This is a genomic window from Candidatus Competibacteraceae bacterium (assembly GCA_016713505.1).
Lineage (GTDB): Bacteria > Pseudomonadota > Gammaproteobacteria > Competibacterales > Competibacteraceae > Competibacter_A.
On record JADJPA010000001.1, the window covers coordinates 835,367 to 857,672 of the forward strand.

The 22,306-nt window shown below is 62.1% G+C and carries 24 protein-coding genes; 12 read left to right on the forward strand and 12 right to left on the reverse strand.

All coding sequences use genetic code 11. From position 1 onward, the window contains the following. Positions 1–265: 265 nt before the first annotated feature. The 12 genes from IPK09_03820 to IPK09_03875 form a co-directional block, all read right to left on the reverse strand. Positions 266–1,546 carry an ABC transporter substrate-binding protein gene (locus IPK09_03820; protein MBK7982743.1) on the reverse strand — a complete coding sequence of 427 codons (1,281 nt, stop codon included), beginning with the start codon at positions 1,544–1,546 and terminating at the stop codon, positions 266–268. A 151-nt stretch (positions 1,547–1,697) separates the two neighbouring features. Beyond that, positions 1,698–2,459: a Nif3-like dinuclear metal center hexameric protein gene (locus tag IPK09_03825; GenBank protein ID MBK7982744.1), complete on the reverse strand. Its 762-nt coding sequence runs from the start codon at positions 2,457–2,459 to the stop codon at positions 1,698–1,700. Continuing rightward, positions 2,447–3,526: a histidinol-phosphate transaminase gene (locus IPK09_03830; GenBank protein ID MBK7982745.1), complete on the reverse strand. Its 1,080-nt coding sequence runs from the start codon at positions 3,524–3,526 to the stop codon at positions 2,447–2,449. The genes IPK09_03825 and IPK09_03830 overlap by 13 nt, the downstream gene beginning before the upstream one ends. After that, positions 3,523–4,830: a histidinol dehydrogenase gene (gene hisD, locus IPK09_03835; GenBank protein MBK7982746.1), complete on the reverse strand. Its 1,308-nt coding sequence runs from the start codon at positions 4,828–4,830 to the stop codon at positions 3,523–3,525. Before hisD ends, IPK09_03830 begins: the two co-directional genes overlap by 4 nt. A 60-nt stretch (positions 4,831–4,890) precedes the next feature. Further along, positions 4,891–5,523, reverse strand: coding sequence for an ATP phosphoribosyltransferase (locus IPK09_03840; protein MBK7982747.1), 633 nt, complete (start codon positions 5,521–5,523; stop codon positions 4,891–4,893). Between the two features lie 11 nt (positions 5,524–5,534). Next, a complete protein-coding gene (gene murA, locus IPK09_03845; protein MBK7982748.1) occupies positions 5,535–6,794 on the reverse strand; it encodes a UDP-N-acetylglucosamine 1-carboxyvinyltransferase in 1,260 nt (419 codons plus the stop codon). 16 nt (positions 6,795–6,810) lie between these two features. Continuing rightward, complete coding sequence (locus IPK09_03850) at positions 6,811–7,056, reverse strand: BolA/IbaG family iron-sulfur metabolism protein (GenBank protein ID MBK7982749.1); 246 nt, start codon at positions 7,054–7,056, stop codon at positions 6,811–6,813. 82 nt (positions 7,057–7,138) lie between these two features. Further along, a complete protein-coding gene (locus IPK09_03855; protein ID MBK7982750.1) occupies positions 7,139–7,438 on the reverse strand; it encodes an STAS domain-containing protein in 300 nt (99 codons plus the stop codon). Next, the gene (locus IPK09_03860; protein ID MBK7982751.1) at positions 7,435–8,040 is read right to left on the reverse strand and encodes an ABC transporter substrate-binding protein; all 606 of its coding nucleotides are present in this window, start codon (positions 8,038–8,040) and stop codon (positions 7,435–7,437) included. Before IPK09_03860 ends, IPK09_03855 begins: the two co-directional genes overlap by 4 nt. 78 nt (positions 8,041–8,118) lie before the next feature. Continuing rightward, a complete protein-coding gene (gene mlaD / locus IPK09_03865; GenBank protein MBK7982752.1) occupies positions 8,119–8,598 on the reverse strand; it encodes an outer membrane lipid asymmetry maintenance protein MlaD in 480 nt (159 codons plus the stop codon). A 2-nt stretch (positions 8,599–8,600) separates the two neighbouring features. After that, positions 8,601–9,386 carry a lipid asymmetry maintenance ABC transporter permease subunit MlaE gene (mlaE, locus tag IPK09_03870; GenBank protein ID MBK7982753.1) on the reverse strand — a complete coding sequence of 262 codons (786 nt, stop codon included), beginning with the start codon at positions 9,384–9,386 and terminating at the stop codon, positions 8,601–8,603. Beyond that, positions 9,383–10,231: an ATP-binding cassette domain-containing protein gene (locus IPK09_03875; protein ID MBK7982754.1), complete on the reverse strand. Its 849-nt coding sequence runs from the start codon at positions 10,229–10,231 to the stop codon at positions 9,383–9,385. The genes mlaE and IPK09_03875 overlap by 4 nt, the downstream gene beginning before the upstream one ends. A 355-nt stretch (positions 10,232–10,586) precedes the next feature. On the opposite strand from IPK09_03875, the gene IPK09_03880 reads away from it, so the two are divergent. From IPK09_03880 to rapZ, 12 genes are all read left to right on the forward strand, one after another. After that, the gene (locus IPK09_03880) at positions 10,587–13,340 is read left to right on the forward strand and encodes a pyruvate, phosphate dikinase (GenBank protein ID MBK7982755.1); all 2,754 of its coding nucleotides are present in this window, start codon (positions 10,587–10,589) and stop codon (positions 13,338–13,340) included. Between the two features lie 281 nt (positions 13,341–13,621). Beyond that, entirely contained in the window at positions 13,622–14,470 is an 849-nt protein-coding gene (locus IPK09_03885; GenBank protein ID MBK7982756.1) for a neutral zinc metallopeptidase, read from the forward strand. Positions 14,471–14,621: 151 nt separating this feature from the next. Next, positions 14,622–15,599 (forward strand): KpsF/GutQ family sugar-phosphate isomerase, encoded by a 978-nt coding sequence (locus IPK09_03890; GenBank protein ID MBK7982757.1) that lies wholly within the window; start codon positions 14,622–14,624, stop codon positions 15,597–15,599. Next, positions 15,596–16,147, forward strand: coding sequence for a 3-deoxy-manno-octulosonate-8-phosphatase KdsC (gene kdsC / locus IPK09_03895; GenBank protein ID MBK7982758.1), 552 nt, complete (start codon positions 15,596–15,598; stop codon positions 16,145–16,147). The genes IPK09_03890 and kdsC overlap by 4 nt, the downstream gene beginning before the upstream one ends. Continuing rightward, entirely contained in the window at positions 16,144–16,734 is a 591-nt protein-coding gene (gene lptC, locus IPK09_03900; protein MBK7982759.1) for an LPS export ABC transporter periplasmic protein LptC, read from the forward strand. Before kdsC ends, lptC begins: the two co-directional genes overlap by 4 nt. Beyond that, the gene (lptA, locus tag IPK09_03905) at positions 16,715–17,239 is read left to right on the forward strand and encodes a lipopolysaccharide transport periplasmic protein LptA (protein MBK7982760.1); all 525 of its coding nucleotides are present in this window, start codon (positions 16,715–16,717) and stop codon (positions 17,237–17,239) included. The genes lptC and lptA overlap by 20 nt, the downstream gene beginning before the upstream one ends. Before the next feature lie 3 nt (positions 17,240–17,242). Then, positions 17,243–17,968 carry an LPS export ABC transporter ATP-binding protein gene (lptB, locus tag IPK09_03910; GenBank protein MBK7982761.1) on the forward strand — a complete coding sequence of 242 codons (726 nt, stop codon included), beginning with the start codon at positions 17,243–17,245 and terminating at the stop codon, positions 17,966–17,968. A gap of 114 nt (positions 17,969–18,082) precedes the next feature. Continuing rightward, positions 18,083–19,549: an RNA polymerase factor sigma-54 gene (locus IPK09_03915; protein MBK7982762.1), complete on the forward strand. Its 1,467-nt coding sequence runs from the start codon at positions 18,083–18,085 to the stop codon at positions 19,547–19,549. A 139-nt stretch (positions 19,550–19,688) separates the two neighbouring features. After that, a complete protein-coding gene (gene raiA, locus IPK09_03920) occupies positions 19,689–20,012 on the forward strand; it encodes a ribosome-associated translation inhibitor RaiA (GenBank protein ID MBK7982763.1) in 324 nt (107 codons plus the stop codon). Between the two features lie 16 nt (positions 20,013–20,028). Beyond that, the gene (gene ptsN / locus IPK09_03925) at positions 20,029–20,502 is read left to right on the forward strand and encodes a PTS IIA-like nitrogen regulatory protein PtsN (protein MBK7982764.1); all 474 of its coding nucleotides are present in this window, start codon (positions 20,029–20,031) and stop codon (positions 20,500–20,502) included. Then, positions 20,499–21,440 carry an HPr(Ser) kinase/phosphatase gene (gene hprK, locus IPK09_03930; protein ID MBK7982765.1) on the forward strand — a complete coding sequence of 314 codons (942 nt, stop codon included), beginning with the start codon at positions 20,499–20,501 and terminating at the stop codon, positions 21,438–21,440. Before ptsN ends, hprK begins: the two co-directional genes overlap by 4 nt. Further along, entirely contained in the window at positions 21,335–22,300 is a 966-nt protein-coding gene (gene rapZ, locus IPK09_03935; GenBank protein MBK7982766.1) for an RNase adapter RapZ, read from the forward strand. Before hprK ends, rapZ begins: the two co-directional genes overlap by 106 nt. Positions 22,301–22,306: the final 6 nt, after the last annotated feature.

A 22,306-nucleotide genomic window follows, 5' to 3' on the forward strand; every position in this document is an offset into this window, starting at 1 on the left:
GTCGAAACCAATCGGTTTCTAGGGCGCGCCACACGGTGCGCAAACTCCTTTCAGTAGGTACTCCCGCCGTTTTTGCGGTATGGCAAAACTATAACCCAAGGAAGGTATTAGGGTCTACGCGCTTGTCGCTCGAAGCCGGCGGACGCAGCGTCCGGCCGCGGTCCATGCGGGGTTCGGACCGGATGGACCGCCGCCGGCGGAGGCGGGCGAACTGAAAGGTGCGGTCGGGCGCACCCCGGAGATGGGGTGGTTCGAAGTATGCTGGCTACTTAAACAGCGCCGCCACTTCTTGTAAAGTGGCCGGCACGAACCGGCCGTCACGCAGGAAGGTCAGCCCCACGTAATCCGAACCTTGATTGTCGGTGGTGAAGTCGACCTTGACACCGCCGATGTCGTAGGGTTGGGCGCGGGCGGCTTTCAAGAAATTTTCTCGGGTCAGCGGCCCGTCGATAGCTTGCATGATGGCGACGAACAGTCGGCCCACGATGAAGCTTTCCAGTGATATGGTATTGAGATTATTGGCTAAGGCCTTGCGCGCCTCCATCACTATCGGCAGCGGCGAATCGAGCGGTGGGACGGATTGGGTGGCGATCACTCGATCCGCTACATTTTTCCCCTTCAGTAACACGGCCAAGCGATCGCCGGCTGCCGCCGAGACCGAACTGAAGATCCAGGGTTCGTTTTTATAGCGAGCATAACCCATGAACTCGGCGGCTTGGTCGAAAAGTGCCGTGGTCGCGACCAAACGACACCGGCTGCCGCTGTCCGCTTCCCATTTTTTGAGCGACAGGTAGCCTGGCCTTGCATTCGTGGTGTCGCGCTGATAAACGCCGACCGGACCTATATTGTTACGCTCTGGATTGTCCCCCGACAAAGCCAGGATCTGATCGAGTTTGGCGACGGCGGCTTCGGTGCCGGGCTGTTTGGCCAAAGCTGCCCGAAATCCTTGCAGGCCGCTCATTCCGTAGGCGTCGTTCTGGACGTAGGCGCATACTTCAGACGGCTTGAGGCCCGTTGCCAAGCTAATCTCAACTACGGTTTCCATCTCCTGGGCGTAGCTGGCCCGGAAGTTGAGCACGTCCCCTGGCCCGGTAAAGCCCGCGCCCGTATAGAAGCCGAAGGCCGGTATTTTATTTTCGGCCAACACCGGCAGCACCGCTTTGGTGGTGGCGGTGCCCCCGCTGTGCACCATTGCGAAGATACCTTTATTGATGAGCTCCTTGGCGCCTTCTACCGCTTTGGCAGGATCGTAAAAGTCATTGTGTTGTTCGAACTCAATGGCGCGCTTCTGCACCCATTGACCGGCCAGCGCCGCTTCCATGCCCTGCTTTTGGGATTGGCCAAAAAACTTATAATCCCCTTCCAATTGAGTGGTCGCTCCGATTCGGATCGTTTTGTCAGTAACGCCGGTTTCCTTGGCGCCGCTCCAGGCGGGTGCCAAGCACAGACCCACTAGTAGGGCCAGTGAAGCTTTGCCAAGCTTCGAACCGATCCATCCACAATTCCTTTCGCGCGCGCGGCAAGCGTGAAATTTTTGTAAATACATAATAATTGGCCTATTCGGGATAATGGCTAGGAAATGAAACTATTTCAAAACAATGTCGATGTGGTGAATCAATAAACTGATAATGTGAATTTAGTCTGAAGACTATATTTATTCAATGGTATTCATAGGCTTTTCGGCAAGCAGCCGAACGTCAAGCCGGATTGTCGATTTCGACAAAAACGAAGTTTAAAAGCAATTTTTGAGCCAGCCGTTCGCCCAAGGCTTGCACGCCGTAGCGTTCGGTGGCGTGGTGACCGGCGGCAAAGAAATGCAGGCCGTTCTCGCGGGCGAAGTGCACCGTTTGCTCGGAGGCTTCGCCGGTCAGAAAGGCATCGACGCCCGCGTTCAGCGCGAGTTCGATATAGGATTGCGCGCCGCCGGTACACCAAGCCAGCCGGCGGATGGGTCTATCGTTACCGGCCACATGCAGCGGTTTTCGGCCGAGCCGGGCGGCGATGCGTGCGGCGAAAGTCTCTGCCGGCAGCGGGCTGGCCGGTTCGCCCAGCATGATCAGCCCCGGCGCGCGGCCGGGGCCGTCGGCGGCGCCGGTGACGGTCAGGTCGAGCACGCGGCCAAGCTGAGCGTTGTTGCCAAGTTCCGGGTGAGCGTCCAGCGGTAGGTGATAGGCGATCAAGCTAATATCGTGCCGGAGCAGGGTGGCGAGCCGACGCTGCTTCATACCGGTGATACGCGGGTCTTCGCCCTTCCAGAAGTAGCCGTGATGGACCAGCACGGCGTCCGCCCGACGTTCGACCGCCGCAGCCAGCAGCGCCTGACAGGCGGTGACGCCGCCGACCAGCGTTTTCACCTCTGACCGACCCTGCACCTGCAAGCCGTTCGGGCAATAATCGGTGAAGTTTTCAACCGCCAGCAAGCGATCGGCGTAAGCGACCACCTCGTTTAACCGGGCCATTGACGGGGCTCTAGAATTTCGCCGAGGGCAGCGAGCAGAGCGGCGTTTTGTGCCGGATTGCCGACGGTGATCCGCAGAAATTGCTCGATGCGCGATTGGCGGAAATGACGGACGATAACGCTTTTCTGACGCAAGGCGGCGGCCAGTTCGGCGGCATCGCGTCGAGGATGGCGGGCAAACAGGAAATTGGCGGCCGAGGGCAACACCTCGAAGCCGAGTGCTTGCAAGGCCGTTCTGACGGCTTCCCGGCTGGCGATCACCGTGTGCCGGGTGCGTTCGAAGTGGTCGCGGTCGGCGAAGGCGGCCACCGCGCCGGCGATGGCCAAGCGGTCCAGCGGGTAGGAATTGAAGCTGTTCTTGACCCGTTCCAGCGCGTCGATCAAGCCGGCGTGACCGACCGCGAAGCCGACCCGCAACCCCGCCAGCGAGCGCGATTTGGAAAGCGTCTGGGCGACCAGCAGGTTAGGGTGGCGGTCGACCAGCGCGATGGCGGTGTCGCCGCCGAAGTCGATATAGGCTTCATCCACCACCACCGCCGAATCAGGATTGTGCGCCAGCAGCCGGTCGAGATCGGCTAGCGATAGCAAACAACCGGTCGGTGCGTTGGGATTGGCGAAGATGATGCCGCCGTTGGGACGCTGATAATCGGCGACCCGCAGCGTGAAATCCTCAGCCAGCGGCACGGTTTCATAGTCGATACCATACAGGCCGCAATAGACCGGATAGAAGCTGTAAGTAATATCCGGGAACAGCAGCGGCGCGGGGTGCTGGAACAGGGCCTGAAAAACGAACGCCAACACCTCATCCGAACCGTTGCCGGCGAACACTTGAGCCGGGCTGACGCCGTAATAATCGGCGATGGCCTGTTTCAAGCGCTCGGCGTTAGGGTCGGGATAAAGCCGCAGCGCGTCGGACAATTCGCTCTGGATCGCCTCCAACACCTTGGGCGACGGTCCGTAGGGATTTTCGTTGGTATTGAGCTTGACCAGATTGATGAGCTTGGGTTGCTCGCCCGGCACGTAGGGGGTAAGCCGATCAACGACCGGACTCCAATAGGGATTGGTCATGGCCGCGCCGGGATGCGGTACTCGGCCGACCGGGCATGAGCGGTCAGGCCCTCGCCGCGCGCCAGGATCGACGCGGTGCGGCCCAGCGCGGCGGCGCCCGCCGGCGAACAGTGAATCAGGCTGGTGCGCTTCTGAAAATCGTACACGCCCAGCGGCGAGGAAAAGCGGGCGGTGCGCGAGGTCGGCAGCACATGATTGGGGCCGGCGCAGTAATCGCCCAAAGCCTCAGCGGTGTAACGACCCAAGAAAATCGCTCCGGCATGACGGATCAGCGGCAGCAGTTCCTGGGGTTTTTCCACCGATAATTCCAAATGTTCGGGGGCGATGAAATTGACGATTTGCGCGGCTTCTTCCAGATTGAGCGCTTGAATTAGCGCGGCTCGCCGGTTTAGGGAGGCGGCGATGATGTCCCGCCGTTCCATCGCCGGCAGCAACCGTTCGGCACTGACCGCGACGCGATCCAGAAACGCGGCGTCCGGGCTGATCAGGATGGGTTGGGCATCCTCATCGTGTTCGGCCTGCGAGAACAAATCCATCGCGACCCAATCGGGATCGGTCTGGCCATCGCAGACGATCAGAATTTCCGACGGACCGGCGATCATGTCGATGCCGACCGTACCGAAAACCTGACGCTTGGCGGCAGCGACGTAAATGTTGCCCGGTCCGACGATTTTATCCACGCGCGGTATGGTGGCGGTGCCGTAGGCCAGCGCCGCCACCGCTTGCGCCCCGCCGATGGCGAACACCCGATCCACCCCGGCCACGGCGGCGGCGGCCAGCACCAGGTCGTTGAGATCGCCGTTGGGAGCCGGCGCCACCATCACGATTTCCGGGACGCCGGCCACCTTGGCCGGAAGGGCGTTCATCAGCACCGAGGACGGATAGGCCGCCTTGCCGCCTGGGACGTACAGGCCGACCCGATCCAGCGCTGTGACCTGTTGGCCGAGCGTGGTGCCGTCGGGTTCGGTGAAGCTCCAGGAGTCCTGTTTCTGTCGTTCCGCATAAGCGCGAATCCGGGCGGCGGCGATTTCCAGCGCCGCGCGCTGGGTGGCGGGAATATCGGCCAGCGCCCGTTGCAACCGGGCGGCGGAGATTTCCAGATCGGCGGCCCGGACGGCGGCTGTTCGGTCGAAGCGCTGCGTGAATTCCAGCAGGGCCTCATCGCCTCGCGCTCGGACTTGCGCGAGAATTTCGCGCACCGTGGCGGTCACGGCTTCATCCGCGACGCCTTCCCAAGCGGTCAGGGTTTGCAGGCGCGACCAGAAATCGGGCTGAGCGGTATTCAAGCGTTGGATGGCGGGCATGATCGAAGCTTCAGGCGGTGTGTTCCCGGTCGGACTGGGAGCGGAGTGGGGAAGGCTCAATCAAGCGGTTACCGCGGCGGCCATGCGCGCCATGATCGCCTTGATCCGGGCGTGCTTCATTTTCATGGCCGCCTTGTTGACGATCAACCGCGAGCTGATGTCCGCGATGTGTTCCAGTGGCAGCAAACCATTGGCTTTCAAGGTGTTGCCAGTATCCACCACATCGACGATGTAATCCGCCAACCCCACCAGCGGCGCCAGCTCCATCGAGCCGTACAATTTAATCACTTCCACCTGCCGGCCCCGATCGGCGAAATAACGCCGGGTGGTGTTGACGAACTTGGTGGCGATGCGCGGGCGGCTCCAGCGGGAAGGGCGCTCGGGATGACCGGCGACCATCAGCCGGCAGCGGGCGATCTTCAAGTCGAGCGGTTCGTACAGCCCCTCACCGCCGTGCTCCAGCAACACATCCTTGCCGGCCACGCCGAGATCGGCGGCGCCGTATTGGACGTAGGTCGGCACGTCGGTGGCGCGGATGATGACCAACTTCACGTCCGGCTGGTCGGTGTCGAGGATCAGCTTGCGGCTGGTTTCGGGATCGTCGGTCGGCACGATGCCCGCCGCCGCCAGCAGCGGCAGGGTCTCCTTGAAAATACGGCCCTTGGACAGGGCGATGGTCAGCGGTGCGGTCATGGCGGCGTCAGTCAACCGGGCGTGCGGCGGATGCGCGCCCCCAGGTGCGACAGTTTCTCCTCGATGCAATCGTAGCCGCGATCGATGTGATAGATGCGGTCCAGCACGGTATCGCCGTCCGCGACCAACGCCGCCAGAATCAAGCTGGCCGAGGCGCGCAGGTCGGTGGCCATCACCGGCGCGCCGGTCAGTTTGGGCACGCCGATACTGACGGCGGTGTTGCCTTCCAGTTCGATTTGCGCGCCCATGCGTTGCAGTTCGTTGACGTGCATGAAGCGGTTCTCAAAAACCGTTTCGGTGATCATGCCAACACCGTCGGCGACGGCGTTGAGGGCCACGAACTGAGCCTGCATGTCGGTGGGGAAGGCCGGATAGGGCGCGGTGCGGATGCGGACCGCTTTGAGGCGACGGTCCGTCATGTCGGCTTCGATCCAGTCGGGGCCGGTGTTGACCTGAGCGCCGGCTTCCTCCAGTTTCAGCAGCACCGCTTCCAGAATGTCCGGGCGGGTATCCTTGACCCGGACCCGGCCGCCGGTGATCGCGCCCGCCAGCAGGTAGGTGCCGGTTTCGATGCGGTCCGGCAGCACCTGATAGTGGGTGCCGTGGAGCTGTTCGACGCCTTCGACCACCAGGGTATCGGTGCCGGCGCCGTCGATTTTGGCGCCCATGGCGGTGAGGCAGTCGGCCAGATCGACCACTTCGGGTTCGCGGGCGGCGTTCTCGATGATGGTGGTGCCCCGCGCCAGCACGGCGGCCATCAGCAGGTTTTCGGTGCCGGTCACCGTGACCAGGTCCAGCACGATGTGCGCCCCTTTCAGGCGGTCGGCGCGGGCGCGGATGTAGCCGTTCTCGACCTTGATCTCGGCGCCCATCGCCTCCAGGCCCTTGATGTGCAAATTCACCGGCCGCGACCCGATGGCGCAGCCGCCCGGCAGGGAGACTTCGGCTTGACCGAAGCGCGCCACCAGCGGACCCAACACCAAAATCGAGGCGCGCATGGTCCGCACCAGTTCGTAGGGGGCTTGAAAGGTTTGAATGGAGCGCGGGTCGACCTGGATGTTCATCCGCTCGTCCACCACCAGATCCACGCCCATGCGACCCAGCAGTTCCATGGTGGTGGTCACATCCTGTAAATGCGGAACATTGCTGATGATCACCGGGCCGTCGGCCAGCAGGGTGGCGGCCAGGATGGGCAACACCGCATTCTTGGCGCCGGAAGCGCGCAGTTCGCCGTGCAGCGGAACGCCGCCGTTGATAATCAATTTGCTCATGGAAATGGTTTGCCGGTCAGGTTAATTGCTGGCGCCAGACATCCGGCGTGTAGGTTTTGAGGGACAAGGCGTGAATTTCTTCGCGTTCCATTCGCCCGCCCAAGGCGGCGTATACCAGCCGGTGTTGTTGCAGCAGCGATTTGCCAGCGAAGTCCTGGCTGATGACCACGGCTTCGAAATGCACCCCGTCAGCGCCACTCACCAGGGCTCGGGCGCCGGGCAGATGCTGTTCGATCAATTTCTCGATGTCTTGGGCTTGCATGGCACAACCAAAGGTAAGGGTTCTAAGAATGAAAGCGGCGGGGCGGTGACTGAAAAAACGCGCGCTCGCCAGGTCGGCTTCTTCACGCGCCGGGCAGCAGCGTTTCCAGGTCGACAACCTCGATGATCGCCCGCATTTGCGCCGGAACGTTGGTGAAAAGTAGCACCTGCTGGCGCTGCTGGGCCTCGCGCAACCATTCCACCAACAGCGCCACGCCCGCGCTGTTGGAGCGCCGCACGCCGCCCAGATCGACGCGCGAGATCGACTCATCCAACAGCGGCGTTTCAGCGCGCTCCCACAGCTCCGCGACCGAATCGAAATCCAGCTCGCCGCGAACCCGCAGCGTGTCGCCGACGCATTCCGCCGTTGCGGTAGCCATCATCGGGCGGGCTGCGCGTTGCGCTGGCGCAGGTCGGCGATCACCGCGTCCATGCCGCTGGCGCGAATCCGGTCGGCGAACGTGCCGCGGTAGTTGGTGACCAAGCTGATGCCGTCGACGGTCACATCGTAAACTTTCCAGGCGTCGTCACCGCGATGCATGTTGTAGCTGATCTGAATCGGTTGGCCGGTTTTGGGCCGGACCTCGGTTTTGACCGTCGCCTCATCGCCGGCCGGCGCGCCGGCTTGCGGCAGCGGATGGATGGTTTCGTCGGAGTATTCCAGCAGCGCCTTGGCATAGGTCCGCACCAGCAGCGTGCGAAATTCTTCAGTGAACTGGCCGCGCTGTTCGGGGGTGGCTTGTTGCCAGGCCCGGCCCAACACCCAGCGCGACATCAGTTCAAAATCAAAATTCGGCAACACGATCTGGTTGACCAGCTCGTAAATCCGGCCCGGCTCGCGCTCGATGGTGGCCCGATTGGCGCGCAGGGCCTCCAGCATCCGCGTTGAGGTGTCCTGAACGACCGCCTCGGGCGGCGCGGCGGCATGAACCGCGCCGCAGCCTAGTGTCAGTAACAGCAGACAGAGGGCAATACTACGTCTCATGGTACAACGACTCCTAACGGGTCAATGACGCAACCGGGCGGTTTCGGCCGATGAACAAACGACTTGGCGCGCGGGAGCTCAAGGCGTTTTGGCCGGCGGCTCGCCCGAGGCGGCGTTGGTGAACATCCGGCCGATCAGTTTTTCCAGCACCAGCGCCGATTGCGTCAGCTTCAAGGTGCTGCCGTTCTTAAGATGATCGTCCATGCCGCCCGGTTCCAAGCCGACATATTGTTCCCCCAGCAAACCGGAGGTGAGGATGCTGGCGCTCGAATCCGTCGGTAGCCGGTCGTATTGGGGTTCGATGGACAGCGTGACCAGCGCTTCAAAGCTTTGGGGGTCCAGGTCGATGCCGGTCACGCGGCCGATCCGCACGCCGGCCAGGGTGACCGGCGCACGGATTTTGAGACCGCCGATGTTCTCGAAACGGGCCGTCACGCGATAGCCCTTGTCTTCACCGATGCGGGCGATATCGCTGACCTTGAGCGCCAGCAGCAGAAAGGCCGCCAACCCCAGGACAACGAAAATGCCCACCATAAGCTCCAAATGCTTTTGACGCATGATCACCAAGCTCCAAACATCAGGGCGGTCAGCAGAAAATCCCAGCCCAGCACCGATAGTGAAGTGACCACCACGGTTTGGGTGGTGGCGAGACTGACCCCTCCCGAGGTCGGTTGTGCCTCGTAACCCTCGAACAGAGCGATCCAATTGGCCAAAACCGCGAAGACTAGGCTTTTGATGACGACCCCGTTACCGATATCTTCCCACAACAAGACCCTCGCTTGCATTTGCGCCCAGAACGCGCCGCCGTCCACGCCCAATTGCACGACGGACACCAAGTAGCCGCCCAGAATGCCGACCGCCGTGAAAATGGCCGTCAGCAAGGGCACCGCGATGAATCCGGCCAAAAAGCGCGGCGCCAGCACCCGCACGAAAGGATCGACCGCCATCATTTGCATGCTGGCCAGTTGCTCGGTGGCTTTCATCAGGCCGATTTCGGCGGTCAGCGCCGAGCCGGCCCGGCCGGCGTAGAGCAACGCGGTCAGCACCGGTCCCAGCTCTCGGATCAACGACAGCGCCACCACCGTGCCGAGCGACGAGGTGGCGCCGAAATCCACCAGATTGGCATAGCCCTGCAAGCCCAGCACCATGCCCACGAACAAGCCCGACACCAGGACGATCGGCAGGGACAGCACGCCGACCGCGTGCAGTTGTCTGACCAGCAGGCCGGGGCGTTGGAACAGGAAGACCAGCGCTCCCAACAGGCGCAGAAAGAACAGATTGGCCCGTCCCAGCGCGGTCAGTCTATCCAGGACGAACCGACCTAGCTTTTCCGGGGCGGCCGTCATGCCGAGGCCCGCAACAGCAAATCGGTTTCGTAAGGCGGCGCCGGATAATGAAACGACATCGGCCCATCGGGCAAGGCGTGCATGAACTGATCGACCCAGGGCGAGGTCGAGCGGCTCAGTGCCTCGGGGGTGCCGTGTTCCACGACGTGGCCATCGGAGATCAGATACAGGTAATCGGCGATGGCGGCGGTTTCCTTGACATCGTGCGAGACGATGATGCTGGTAAGACAAAGGGCGTCGTTCAGGGTGCGGATCAGCTTGGTCAAGACGCCCATGGAAATCGGATCCTGACCGGCGAAAGGTTCGTCGTAGAGGACGATCATCGGATCGAGCGCGATGGCCCGCGCCAGCGCCACCCGGCGCGCCATGCCGCCGGAGAGCTCCGCCGGCATCAGAGCGCGAGCGCCGCGCAAGCCGACCGCTTCCAGCTTCATCAACACCAAGGTATAAATCAGCGCTTCGGAGAGCCGGGTATGTTCCCGCAAGGGAAAAGCAACGTTGTCAAACACGCTCAAGTCGGTGAACAGCGCGCCGCTTTGAAAGAGCATCCCCATGCGCTTTCGCAATTGATAAAGCTCCCGGCGTCCGAGTTCGGGAACGCGCAAGCCATCCACTTCGATCAGGCCGGCATCGGGGCGGATCTGACCGCCGATCAGCCGCAACAGCGTGGTCTTGCCGGTGCCGCTCGGCCCCATGATGGCGGTCACCTTGCCGCGCGGGATGTCGAGGTTCACATCCTGAAAAATGACGCGCTCGCCGCGGCGGAAGGACAAGCCGCGCACGGTCACGAGTTGGCCGTTACAAGGCGGTGGCACGGCAGCGGAGTCTGAAGCGCTGGAAGGCATTCCGAAAGAGAATTAACGGGTCGATGACGTGAATGAAGTTGGCGACGGCACGGGTTGTTGGCAGGGCGGGAAGGCGGTAGTTTCCGGCCAAGCCAACCGCAAGTCAATTCGCCGTCGTTTAAATTTAGCGGCGCTCGAACGAACGGGCTTGGCAATTTCCGACGGATGTGACTATCTTTAAAAGTCATGCGGACCCGCTTGCGACCCACAAGCGTAGGAGTCTCTCTGGCGACAGCGTTCCTCAAGTGCTTTCCCGGTTTCAAGGGCTGGCTCGGCGGCTTGGGACGATTGATGCCGCGCCGGACTCGGATCGGTTCGATGTTCACCCAACCACTGCTACAACGAAGGTAGGATCATGGCGAAAAAGTATATTTATAAGTACACCGAAGGGGACGGCAAGAACAAAATGCTGCTGGGCGGTAAGGGCGCCAACCTCTGCGAGATGACTCAGATCGGCTTGCGGGTGCCGCCGGGCTTCGTCATCACCACGGAAGCGTGTCTGGACTATATCGCCAACAACCGCCTGCCCGAAGGCCTGATGGAGAGCGTCCGCCAGAACATGACCTGGCTGGAGCAGGAAACCGGCAAGCAGTTCGGCGGCGCGAGCAATCCCTTGTTGGTGTCGGTGCGTTCCGGCTCCGCCATGTCCATGCCGGGCATGATGGACACCATCCTCAACCTCGGTCTGAACGAAACCACCCTGGCCGGCTTGATTAAATTGACCGGCAACGAGCGCTTCGGCTACGACGCTTATCGCCGCTTCATCCAACTGTTCGGCAAAATCGCGCTGGGCGTGGACGATGCGAAATTTGACGAGCATTTCGAGGCGATCAAGCGCCGGGCCGGCGTCAAGGTCGATCTGGGCCTGAGCGCCAACGATCTGAAGGAGATCGGCCAACTGTTCCTGCAAGTGGTCCAGAAGGAAACCGGCCGGGCGTTCCCGCAAGACCCCTACGAGCAGTTGGAGCTGGCGGTCAAGGCGGTGTTCAACTCCTGGATGGGCCAGCGCGCGGTCGATTACCGCCGCGAGTTCAAGATCACCCCGGAAATGGCCAACGGCACGGCGGTCAACGTCGTGACCATGGTGTTCGGCAACATGGGCAACGACTGCTCCACCGGCGTCGGCTTCACCCGCGACCCCGGCACCGGCGAGAACGTGATGTACGGCGAATACCTGGTCAACGCCCAAGGCGAGGACGTGGTGGCCGGCATCCGCACCCCCAAGCCGGTTTTGGAGATGAAAAACGAGATGCCGGATTTGTTCCGGCAGTTGGTCGAACTGCGCAACAAGCTAGAAGGCCACTACCACGAAGTGCAGGATTACGAGTACACCATCGAAAAGGGCGTGCTCTACTGCCTGCAAACCCGCAACGGCAAGATGAACGCCGCCGCCATGGTCCGCAGCTCGGTCGAAATGGCGAAGGAAGGCTTGATCAGCCGCGAAAAGGCGCTGCTGCGCATCGACCCCGAATCGCTGGAACAAATGATGTTCCCGCAGCTCGACCCGAAACATAAGGCCGCTCCGGCTTCGCAAGGCATGGGCGCGTCGCCCGGCGCGTCGTCCGGCAAGATCGTGTTCGACGCCGATACGGCGGTCAAGCGCGGGCGCGGCAACAACGAAAAGATCATTCTGGTGCGCGAGGAGACCAAGCCGGAAGACATCCACGGCTTCTTCGCGGCGGTCGGCATCCTCACCAGCCGCGGCGGCAAGACCTCGCACGCGGCGGTGGTGGCGCGCGGCATGGGCAAGCCCTGCGTGGTCGGCGCGGAAGACATCAACGTCAACGTCCACCAGCGCCAGGCGATCATCGGCGACACCGTGCTGCACGAAGGCGACGTGGTGACCATCGACGGCGGTTCCGGCCAAGTGTTCCTGGGCGAAATCCCCACCGTCGAGCCGGAATTCACGCCCGAACTGCGCACCTTGCTGGGCTGGGCCGACGAAATCGCCACCCTTAAGGTCATGGCCAACGCCGACACCCCGGACGCCGCCCAGCGCGCGTCCAACTACGGTGCGATGGGCATCGGCCTGTGCCGCACCGAGCGCATGTTCAACGCCAAGGAGCGCCTCCCCATCGTCTTGGAGATGATTCTGGCCGAGACCACCGAGGACCGCGAGGCGGCGCTGGCCAAACTGCTGCCGATGCAACGGAGCGATTTCAAGGAAATCCTCCGGGTTATGGCCCCGCGTCCGGTCACCATCCGCCTGCTCGACCCGCCGATCCACGAGTTCCTGCCCTCCGAGCAGACCTTGGTCGACGACATCGAGCATCTGCGCCACCTGCGCCACACCGCGCAGGGCCTGGAGGCGATCAGCCAGATTCTGGCGCAAGCCAACCCCAAGGCGGTCGAGCAACTCGGCATCCTCAACGACAGCCATCTGGTCTCCGACGTGCTGGCCAAGAAGGAAGAAATCTTGCAGAAGGCCCGCGCCCTGCACGAAATCAACCCGATGCTGGGCCATCGCGGCGTCCGTCTCGGCTTGACCTATCCTGAAATTTACAAGATGCAGATCCGCGCCATTTTGGAAGCGGCGGCCGAGTGCATTCAGGAGAAGATCAACGTTCACCCCGAAATCATGGTGCCGCAGGTCTGCACCGTGGAGGAGCTCAAGCGCGTCAAGGCGCTGGTGGATGAAGTGCTGCCGCAGGTCGAGGCCAAGTACGCGGTCAAGGTGCACTTCGAGTTCGGCACCATGATGGAAGTGGTGCGGGCCTGCTTGCGCGCCGAGGAAATCGCCGGCGTCGCCGAATTCTTCTCGTTCGGCACCAACGACTTGACCCAGGCGACCTTCTCGTTCTCGCGCGAGGACGCCGAGAACAAGTTCCTGCCGTTCTACAATTCGGCCGGCATCCTCAAGGACAATCCGTTCGAGGCGCTAGACACCACCGGCGTCGGGCAGTTGATGTCCTTCGCGGTCACCAACGGCCGCAAGACCCGCAACGGCCTCAAGGTCGGCATCTGCGGCGAGCAAGGCGGCCACCCGCGCTCGATGCGGTTCTGCCACTACGCCAATCTGACCTACGTGTCCTGCTCCTCGCCGCGCGTGCCGATCGCCCGGCTGGCGGCGGCGCACGCCAAGCTGCTGGAAGGGGACTACCAACCTTAAGAAGGCGTCTTAACCGGCAAGCGGCGGGCGTGTCGCGCCGCTTGCATGAGGTGTTTTGGTACTAAGGAGGGCAGCTTCGGCTGCCCTTTTGCAATTTTCCGTCGTTTCGTGGCTTGCTGGATCGACTTGGGCGGTCTTGCCGGTTCGCCAGTCCGCCGGCATTTTCAGGAAAATGAAATGGCGCCCGAACGATAGCCGCTGGATCGGGCCTAAGCGAGCGTGATGCAATAGGGTTTGGTGCTTTCGAAATCTATATTATTGCGGGCTAAAGAGAGGTTCCCATGCGCTGGAGAGATGGCAGAGAAAGCGATAATGTCGAAGACCGCCGCGGCTTCCGGGCGGCTCCCGCCATCGCGGGCGGCGGGATCGGTACGGTGGCTATCGTATTGATCGCGATGTTCTTTGGGGTGGACCCTACCGTGCTGCTGGAGAGCATGGGACCCAGCGCCGTTTCGGTCCAGCAACCGGCGCCCGCGCCGGCCGGTCAGGATGAAGCGAGCAAGTTCGTCTCGGTGGTCCTGGCCGATACCGAAGATACTTGGCGCGGCCTGTTCCGTCAGATGGGCGGGACTTATCAGGAACCGAAACTCGTGCTGTTTTCAGGCATGGCGCAATCGGCTTGCGGCTATGCCCAGGCCGCTGTCGGCCCGTTTTACTGCCCAGCCGATCAAAAGGTGTATGTCGATCTGAGTTTCTTTGAGGATCTCAAGAACCGCTTCCGGGCGCCGGGTGATTTTGCCCAGGCTTATGTCATCGCCCATGAAGTTGGCCATCACGTGCAAAATTTGCTGGGAATTTCCGATAAGGTCGAATCCTTGCGCGCCCGCCTGGGGGGCGCTGAAGGCAACGCGCTATCGGTGCGGGTGGAATTGCAGGCGGATTGTTTTGCCGGAGTTTGGGCGCACCTCGCTCAGAAAGCCCGGCAAATTCTGGAAGCGGGCGACATCGAGGAAGCGCTGAACGCCGCCACCGCCATCGGCGACGACCGTTTGCAGAAGCAGGCCAGGGGCTATATAACGCCGGACTCCTTCACCCACGGCAGTTCGGCGCAACGGGTGCGCTGGTTCAAGCAGGGTATCACCAGCGGCGATCCGCGCCAGTGCGACACCTTCAATGCCGCACAGTTGTAGCTGGCCCGTTGCGGCGCCCAAAAGTGCTGGCGGCCGTTCTGCCCGTGAACGGGTCAGTGGACCTTTACATGATGGAGCCGCCTGAAAAACCGTGCGGAAATGCCGCCGGCTTTAACGGTGGGCAGGCATAGCTGGTACAATCGCAACCGCCATGCCCATCCACGACGACAAATTCAAGGCGCTCGCCAGCCGAGTATTAACCATTGAAGCGGAAGCGGTCGCCCAGCTTGCCGCGCGGATCGATGACCGCTTCGCTCACGCTTGCCGCTTGCTGTTGGCCTGCCAAGGCCGGATCGTGGTGCTCGGCATCGGCAAGCCCGGCCACATCGGCGGCAAGATCGCCGCCACCCTCGCCAGCACCGGGACGCCCGCCTTCTTTGTCCATCCCGCCGAAGCCAGCCACGGCGACATGGGCATGATCACCGCGCGGGACGTGGTATTGGCTCTGTCCAACTCCGGTGAAACCGACGAAATCCTCACCTTGCTGCCGTTGATCAAACGGCTCGGTGTCCCTTTGGTCGCTCTGACCGGCAATCTCGCTTCCAGCTTGGCGCAAGCCGCCGATGTCTGCATCGATGTCAGCGTTTCGGAGGAAGCCTGTCCGTTGGGATTGGCGCCGACCTCCAGCACCACCGCGACGCTGGCGATGGGCGACGCTTTGGCGGTCGCCTTGCTGGAAGCGCGCGGCTTCACCGCCGAGGACTTCGCTCGCTCTCATCCGGGCGGGCGGCTGGGCCGGCGGCTGCTGTTGCTGCTTGATGATGTCATGCACACCGGCGAGCAGATGCCGCGCAGCGCGCCCGATGATTATTTGCGCGATGCGTTGCTGGAAATGAGCCGCAAAGGCTTGGGAACGACCGTGGTGGTGGACGCGCACGACCGGGTACTGGGGGTTTTTACCGATGGCGACTTGCGCCGGGCGTTGGATCGTCAGGTGGACGTGCATTCCGCCCGCGTCGCCGAAGTCATGACCCAGAGTTGCAAGACGATCGCTCCGGGTACGCTCGCCGCCGAAGCACTGCGGATGATGCAGCAATATAAGATCAATGCCTTGCCGGTGGTCAATGGGTTGGGTCGGCTGGTCGGTGTGCTCAACATGCACGATCTGTTGCGGGCCGGCGTACTTTGAGCGCCGCGGCCGCCACTCTTTCGGGAGAGGACGTGTTACGCAAGGCGGCGCTGATCCGGTTGGCGATTTTCGACGTGGATGGCGTGCTGACCGACGGACGCCTCTATCTGGGCCATGATGGTAATGAGTTCAAGGCTTTCCACATCCGCGATGGTCACGGTCTCAAGATGTTGATGGCGGCTGGCATCGAAGTGGCCGTGATTTCGGGTCGACACGCCGCATCGGTGGAGCGACGCCTCGACGATCTCGGTATCCGACTCGCCTATCTGGGCGTTCAGGACAAGCGGGTGGCGTTGCGCGATTTGCAAGCGCGGCTGGGCCTGAGCGCCGAGCAAATGGCCTATACCGGCGACGACCTGATCGACCTGCCGGTCATGGCGCGGGTGGGGTTGGCCATCGCCGTGCAAGACGCCGATCCTTTTGTCAAGCAACACGCGCACTGGCGGACTCCGAGCCGCGGCGGCCGCGGCGCGGTGCGAGAAGTTTGCGAACTGCTGCTGGAGGCGCACGGCCAACTCGCCACCCTGCGCGGTCGCTATCTCGAATGAGGCGGGAACCCTTCCCGATTCGGAGTTGGTTCTATCTGGCGGGGTTGCTCCTGCTGGCGGGCTTGAGCTACGGCGCGCTGCGGTGGGTGGAAAACGCCATGCGAGCCGCGGCGCCGGTCGAAAGTCAGGCGCCGGTCTTGACCATCGAGCGATTTCGCGCGGTGCGGATGAGTTTGGCGGGCTTGCGAGAGTACGTGCTGGAGGCGCCTCGGCTGAATCAATGGCCGGGCCAGCGCGGCACGCAAATCGAGCGACCGGTGCTGGACTGGTATCAGCCGGACGGCGAGACGCGCGAATGGCGCTTGCGGGCCGAGCAGGGCTGGATCGCGGCCGATCAGAAGACGATGCGCTTGGAAGGGGCGGTGGTGATGACGCGCGCCGCCGACAGCGGCAAGGCGCCCGTCGAGGTGACCACTCGCGACGTGCTGATCCGCCCCGCCGACCGCTACGCGGAAACCGTCGCGCCCGCGCGGGCGGTCACGCCCGGCGGCGAACTCCGGGCCGTAGGCGTGCGCGCCTATCTGGATCGGGAACAATTGGAACTGCTTTCCGAAGTACGAGGTTCTTATGCACCATCGAATCGCTAGGGCCGCGTTCGCGGCGGCGGCTGTATTGCTGGCGCCGCTGGCCGCCGCCCTGCCCGAGGACCGCAACCAGCCGATCAAACTGGAAGCCGGGCGCGGTCAACTGGATCAGAAAAGCGGGGTCAGCGTCTATGAGGGCAACGTGGTCATCAGCCAGGGTTCGATGCGGCTGACCGCCGACACCGCCACCATCTACGTCAAGGACAACAGCTTCCAAAAGATGGACGCGACCGGCAATCCGGCCACCTTGCGCTACCAGCCGGCCGCCGACAAGCCAGAAATCCAAGGCGCCAGCAAGCGGGTCGAATACGATGTCGGCAGCGGTAAGGTGGTCCTGACCGGCGGCGTGCGGGTCGTGCAGGGCCAAGACGCCTTCAACGGGGAGCGCTTGGAATACGATCTCAAGGATGACGTGATCCGGGCCAAGGGCGCCGGACAGAACGGCCGCATCCAGTTCACGATCCAGCCGAAAGCGCAGAATCCGACGCCGGCTCCGAAGAAACCCTAAACCATGGCCCGGCTCATCGCCAAGGAAATCGTCAAGCGCTACCGCAAGCGAGTCGTGGTGGATGCGGCTTCGCTGGTAGTCGCCAGCGGTGAAGTCGTCGGGTTGCTCGGCCCGAACGGCGCCGGCAAGACCACCAGCTTTTATATGATGGTCGGACTGATTCAATGCGACGAAGGCCGAGTGCTGTTGGACGAGCGCGATCTCACTCACTTGCCGATGCACGCGCGGGCGCGGTTGGGAGTCGGTTATCTGCCGCAGGAGCCTTCGATCTTCCGCCGGCTGACGGTCCTTGAGAACGTGCTGGCGATCCTGGAAATGCGCCGGGACCTCGCTCGGCCGGCGCGGCGGCCGGTCGCCGAAGACCTCCTGCACGAGCTGCACGTCGGCCATTTGCGCGACAACATCGGCATCAGCCTGTCGGGCGGCGAGCGCCGCCGCGTGGAAATCGCGCGCGCCCTGGCGGCTCAGCCCGCCTTTATTTTGCTGGACGAGCCTTTTGCCGGCGTAGACCCTTTGTCAGTTCTTGATATCCAGCGTATCATCAAACACCTGTGTGAACGTAACATTGGTGTTCTGATCACCGACCACAATGTTCGTGAAACCCTAGGGATCTGCGATCGCGCCTATATTCTCAATGAGGGGCGGGTGATCGCCGAAGGTGAGCCGGCGCTCATTCTCGACAATCAACACGTTCGGCAAGTCTATCTGGGCGAATCTTTTCAACTTTGATGCAGGTAGAATATCGGTGTGATCCTTGTTCATTTTTCCCATGCCTATCCAAAACCGGCTAGGATTAACTAAGAAGAGGATGGGTTGCTCAGAGTGTTCTTAGATTGAAGGATTATGAGACCGTCATTTCAGCAGACGCTACGCCAGACCCAGCAACTGACCATGACTCCGCAGTTGCAACAGGCCATTCGCCTGTTGCAACTGTCCAGCCTGGATCTGGAAACCGAGGTCCAGGCGATTCTGGATTCCAATTTGATGCTGGAGCGGATCGACGAACCGCAAGAGCTGCCGGTGCAGCCGGAAACCCTGGTGGCGCAGGCGGCGGCCGACTCCGGCCCCGAGACCGAGCTCGATATCAGCACCGGCACGCTGCCGGACGAATTGCCGGTGGATAGCGCCTGGGAGGATGTCTACGAGCCTTTCGACGGCGCGACCAGCTATTCGCGGGGCGAAGAAGAGGAATGGGATCTTTACGAGCGCTACGCCGGAGCCGGCGAATCCCTGCGGGATTATCTGTACTGGCAGATGCGGCTGACGCCGTTCGGCGCGCGGGAACTGGCGCTCGCCACGACCATCATCGACGCCATCAACGAGGCGGGCTATCTGACGCTGTCGCTGGAGGAAATTTGCCAGGGCGTGCGGGATGAGGCCCCGCTGACGCCAGCCGAGGCCGAGGCCGTTTTGAGGGTGGTCCAGCATTTCGATCCTCAAGGCGTGGGCGCCCGCACTCCGGCGGAATGCCTGCTGTTGCAGCTGGAGGTCATGCCTCCGGACACCCCGTGGTTGGACCAAGCCCGTCGGTTGGTCGAATGGCATTTGGAATTGCTGGCCGATCGCGATTTCAATGGTTTGATGCGTCGGCTCAAGGTCTCGCGCGAGGACTTACAAGGCATCATAAGCCTGATTCAATCGCTGGACCCCCATCCGGGCGAGCGTCTGTCGAACAATGCGCCCCAGTACGTCGTGCCGGATGTTTTGGTGTATCGGAACCGCAGCGTCTGGCGCGTCGAGCTGAACCCGGAAAGCACGCCCAAGCTGCGCATCAATGCCCGTTATGCGGCCCTGACGCGGCAAGCGCGGCACAACGGTGATGCGGCTTATCTCAAGAATCATTTGCAAGAGGCGCGCTGGTTTCTCAAAAGCCTGCAAAATCGCAACGAAACGCTGCTCAAGGTCGCTTCCAGCATCGTCGAGCGGCAGCGGGAGTTTCTGGAGCGGGGCGATGAGTTCATGAAACCGCTGATCCTGCGCGATATCGCCGAGGAGCTCAGCATGCATGAATCCACCATCTCGCGGGTGACCACGCAAAAGTACATGCATACGCCGCGCGGCATCTACGAGCTGAAATTTTTCTTTTCCAGCCATGTCGGCACCAGCGATGGCGGCGAATGCTCCTCGACCGCCATCCGCGCCATGATTCGCAAGCTGATTCAAAGCGAGGAGCCCGGCAAGCCCCTCAGCGACGACAAAATTGCCAAGCAGCTCGAAGCGGAGGGGATTCAAGTGGCGAGGAGGACGGTGGCAAAATACCGGGAAGCGATGTCCATTCCCTCTTCTTCGGATCGCAAGCGCCTCGTCTGAGCGGACGAGGAAACCGCCCCGTCGGGGGCTTACCAACAGAGTCGGGATACGCCCTTTGAGTCATACCATGGATTCACGCCGGGAAGTTTCATGACTCGCGATTCCCTCAGAGAACACTGGCCAGTCAGGAGCCCATGCCATGCAAATCAAATTGAGCGGACACCATGTGGAAATCACGCCAGCGCTCCACGATTACGTACACGACAAGCTGGAGCGCATCGAGCGGCATTTCGACAACGTCACCAGCGCTCAGATCATTCTCAGTGTCGAGAAATTGAATCAAAAGGCTGAAGCGACCATTCACGTGGCCGGTAACGAGCTGTTTGCCGATGCGGTGGACGAAGACATGTACGCCGCGCTCGATGCCCTGATCGACAAGATCGACCGTCAGATCAAGAAGCACAAGGAAAAGCTGACGGACAAGCATCGCGGTGAAAAGGCGCGCAGTTATCCCGAGCCTTGAGCCTGCGGGGGCGGCGATGGATATTACAGACCTGATTGATAGCGAACGGATCGTTTACGATTGCGAGGTCGCCAGCAAGAAGCGGGCCATCGAAGTCATCAGCGAACTGCTGGCCAAGGGACAGGCCGATCTGACAGCCCGGCCGATCTTCGACAGCTTGATCGGCCGAGAGCGTCTGGGCAGTACGGGTCTGGGGCACGGGGTGGCCTTGCCGCACGGCCGGTTCAATCAAAGCCAGCAAGCGATCGGCGCGTTTGTCAAACTCAAAAAGGGGGTGGATTTCGATGCCATCGACCGGCAGCCGGTGGATCTGATTTTCGGGTTGCTGGTGCCGGATCACTATACGGACGAGCATCTCAAGATTCTCGCCTATCTGGCCGAAATGTTCAGTGATCGAAGCTTTTGCCAGCAATTGCGGGAGGCTGGGTCTGATCGGGCGTTGTTCCAACTGCTCGGGGACTGGAAACCCTCGGCGATCGATCTGCCATGAACCAACCCGTCCAAGCCCAAACCGTCTTTCAGCGACTGGAAGTCCTGATCGACGTGAGTTGGGTCGGAGGCGCGGCCGGCGCGGTACGCACCTTGTGGCCGGCGGCCGGGGATCTCCCCCTTTTTGGCCGTTTGAATTGGGTGCAGGCGCCGCGCTTGCAAATAATCGGTTCGGAAGACTGTTGCTTTCTGGACCGGCTGGAGCCGGCGGTGCGGGAGAGCTTGCTCCGCCGCCTGCTGGAGCCGCCGGCCGGGGCGGTCCTGATTTGCGGCGATCCCGAGCAGGCCGAGGCCTTGCGCGGCCTGGCCGATGCCTTCGGCACGCCGCTTTGGCACACCAGCGTCGCGCCGGCGGTCGTGGTGGAGCAACTCAGCCATTACCAGCACGAGCTCGACGCATCCACCGTGCTCCACGGTGAATTGCTGGAAGTGTTCGGGATGGGCGTCCTGATCACCGGGGCCAGCGGGGTCGGTAAGAGCGAACTGGCGTTGGAGCTGATCAGCCGGGGTCACCGGCTGATCGCCGATGACACCCCGACCCTGACGCGGGTGGCGCCCAACGTGCTGGAAGGAACGTGCTCGCCCACGTTGCGCGATTTGCTCGAAGTGCGCGGCCTTGGCATCCTCAACATCCGGCGGATGTTTGGGGACAGCGCGATCAAACGCAACAAGCGGGTGCGCCTGATCATCGAGCTGGTCAAGCTGGAGGAAATTCGCGCGATACCCGAGTCCCGCTTGCAAGGGTTGCGGGCCAACCGCGTCATCCTGGGAATCGGCGTGCCGACCATCACCCTGCCGATCGCGCCCGGCCGCAATCTGGCGGTGCTGGTCGAATGCGCGGTGCGCGATCACATCTTGCGGTTGAGCGGTTATCGAGCGGAGGAGGATCTAATGACGCGCATGCAGAAAGCCATGGCGGAGGCCGTGCCGTGCGAATAATCATCGTCAGCGGCCTGTCTGGGTCCGGCAAGACCATCGCCCTGCAAACGCTCGAAGACTTGGATTATTACTGCGTCGATAACCTGCCGTTCAAGCTGATCTTGCCGCTGACGCGAGAGATCCTGGCCTCCAGCGACATCTCGACGCCGGCGGTGGCGGTGGGGGTGGACGCCCGCAATTTCATCGACGAGCTGCACCGCTTTCCCGCCACGCTGGCCGAATTGCGCGCCTGCGGCGATTTGGACGTGGAAGTGTTGTTCTTGCAGGCCGCCGACGACATTCTGCTCAAGCGCTACAGCGAAAGCCGCCGCCGCCATCCGCTGGATTTGGGCAGCGTATCGCTGGAGGAGGCGATTCGCGAGGAACGTCGCTTGTTGGAACCGATCGTCACCTGCGCTGACCTGATCGTGGACACCAGCGAAACCAACGTCTATCAGTTGCGGGAGCTGATCCGGGTCCGCCTGCACGAAACGCCGCGTGAGGCCATGTCGCTGCTGTTCGAATCCTTCGGGTTCAAGAACGGCGTGCCGGCCGACGCCGATTTCGTCTTCGACGTGCGCTCCCTGCCCAACCCGCACTGGGAGCCGCAGTTGCGCCCGTTGACCGGCCTCGACCGGCCCGTGATCGACTTTCTCGAAGCCCAGCCGCAGGTGGTGGAAATGATCGCCGATCTGCGTCGGTTCTTGGAACCGTGGCTGCCGCGGTTCGAAGCGAGCGAGCGCAGCTATCTGACGGTGTGCGTCGGTTGTACCGGCGGGCAACACCGCTCGGTGTTCATCACCGAAGCGCTGAGCCGCCATTTCGGCGCGGTTCGCGATTATGTCATGGTCCGCCATCGAGAGCTAAACTTAACCAAGTAACCCCGA

What these genes read in the sequence shown, in the direction of transcription:
- lptB (MBK7982761.1), top strand. Translation starts at nt 17,243, where the DNA reads ATGGCCCGGCTCATCGCCAAGGAAATCGTCAAGCGCTACCGCAAGCGA.
- rapZ (MBK7982766.1), top strand. Translation starts at nt 21,335, where the DNA reads ATGCGCGGTGCGCGATCACATCTTGCGGTTGAGCGGTTATCGAGCGGA.
- IPK09_03880 (MBK7982755.1), top strand. Translation starts at nt 10,587, where the DNA reads ATGGCGAAAAAGTATATTTATAAGTACACCGAAGGGGACGGCAAGAAC.
- hisD (MBK7982746.1), bottom strand. Translation starts at nt 4,830, where the DNA reads ATGCCCGCCATCCAACGCTTGAATACCGCTCAGCCCGATTTCTGGTCG.
- mlaD (MBK7982752.1), bottom strand. Translation starts at nt 8,598, where the DNA reads ATGCGTCAAAAGCATTTGGAGCTTATGGTGGGCATTTTCGTTGTCCTG.
- mlaE (MBK7982753.1), bottom strand. Translation starts at nt 9,386, where the DNA reads ATGACGGCCGCCCCGGAAAAGCTAGGTCGGTTCGTCCTGGATAGACTG.
- raiA (MBK7982763.1), top strand. Translation starts at nt 19,689, where the DNA reads ATGCAAATCAAATTGAGCGGACACCATGTGGAAATCACGCCAGCGCTC.
- IPK09_03915 (MBK7982762.1), top strand. Translation starts at nt 18,083, where the DNA reads ATGAGACCGTCATTTCAGCAGACGCTACGCCAGACCCAGCAACTGACC.
- IPK09_03825 (MBK7982744.1), bottom strand. Translation starts at nt 2,459, where the DNA reads ATGGCCCGGTTAAACGAGGTGGTCGCTTACGCCGATCGCTTGCTGGCG.
- murA (MBK7982748.1), bottom strand. Translation starts at nt 6,794, where the DNA reads ATGAGCAAATTGATTATCAACGGCGGCGTTCCGCTGCACGGCGAACTG.
- IPK09_03860 (MBK7982751.1), bottom strand. Translation starts at nt 8,040, where the DNA reads ATGAGACGTAGTATTGCCCTCTGTCTGCTGTTACTGACACTAGGCTGC.
- IPK09_03840 (MBK7982747.1), bottom strand. Translation starts at nt 5,523, where the DNA reads ATGACCGCACCGCTGACCATCGCCCTGTCCAAGGGCCGTATTTTCAAG.
- IPK09_03830 (MBK7982745.1), bottom strand. Translation starts at nt 3,526, where the DNA reads ATGACCAATCCCTATTGGAGTCCGGTCGTTGATCGGCTTACCCCCTAC.
- IPK09_03885 (MBK7982756.1), top strand. Translation starts at nt 13,622, where the DNA reads ATGCGCTGGAGAGATGGCAGAGAAAGCGATAATGTCGAAGACCGCCGC.
- IPK09_03855 (MBK7982750.1), bottom strand. Translation starts at nt 7,438, where the DNA reads ATGATGGCTACCGCAACGGCGGAATGCGTCGGCGACACGCTGCGGGTT.
- lptC (MBK7982759.1), top strand. Translation starts at nt 16,144, where the DNA reads ATGAGGCGGGAACCCTTCCCGATTCGGAGTTGGTTCTATCTGGCGGGG.
- ptsN (MBK7982764.1), top strand. Translation starts at nt 20,029, where the DNA reads ATGGATATTACAGACCTGATTGATAGCGAACGGATCGTTTACGATTGC.
- hprK (MBK7982765.1), top strand. Translation starts at nt 20,499, where the DNA reads ATGAACCAACCCGTCCAAGCCCAAACCGTCTTTCAGCGACTGGAAGTC.
- IPK09_03820 (MBK7982743.1), bottom strand. Translation starts at nt 1,546, where the DNA reads ATGTATTTACAAAAATTTCACGCTTGCCGCGCGCGCGAAAGGAATTGT.
- IPK09_03890 (MBK7982757.1), top strand. Translation starts at nt 14,622, where the DNA reads ATGCCCATCCACGACGACAAATTCAAGGCGCTCGCCAGCCGAGTATTA.
- IPK09_03875 (MBK7982754.1), bottom strand. Translation starts at nt 10,231, where the DNA reads ATGCCTTCCAGCGCTTCAGACTCCGCTGCCGTGCCACCGCCTTGTAAC.
- IPK09_03850 (MBK7982749.1), bottom strand. Translation starts at nt 7,056, where the DNA reads ATGCAAGCCCAAGACATCGAGAAATTGATCGAACAGCATCTGCCCGGC.
- lptA (MBK7982760.1), top strand. Translation starts at nt 16,715, where the DNA reads ATGCACCATCGAATCGCTAGGGCCGCGTTCGCGGCGGCGGCTGTATTG.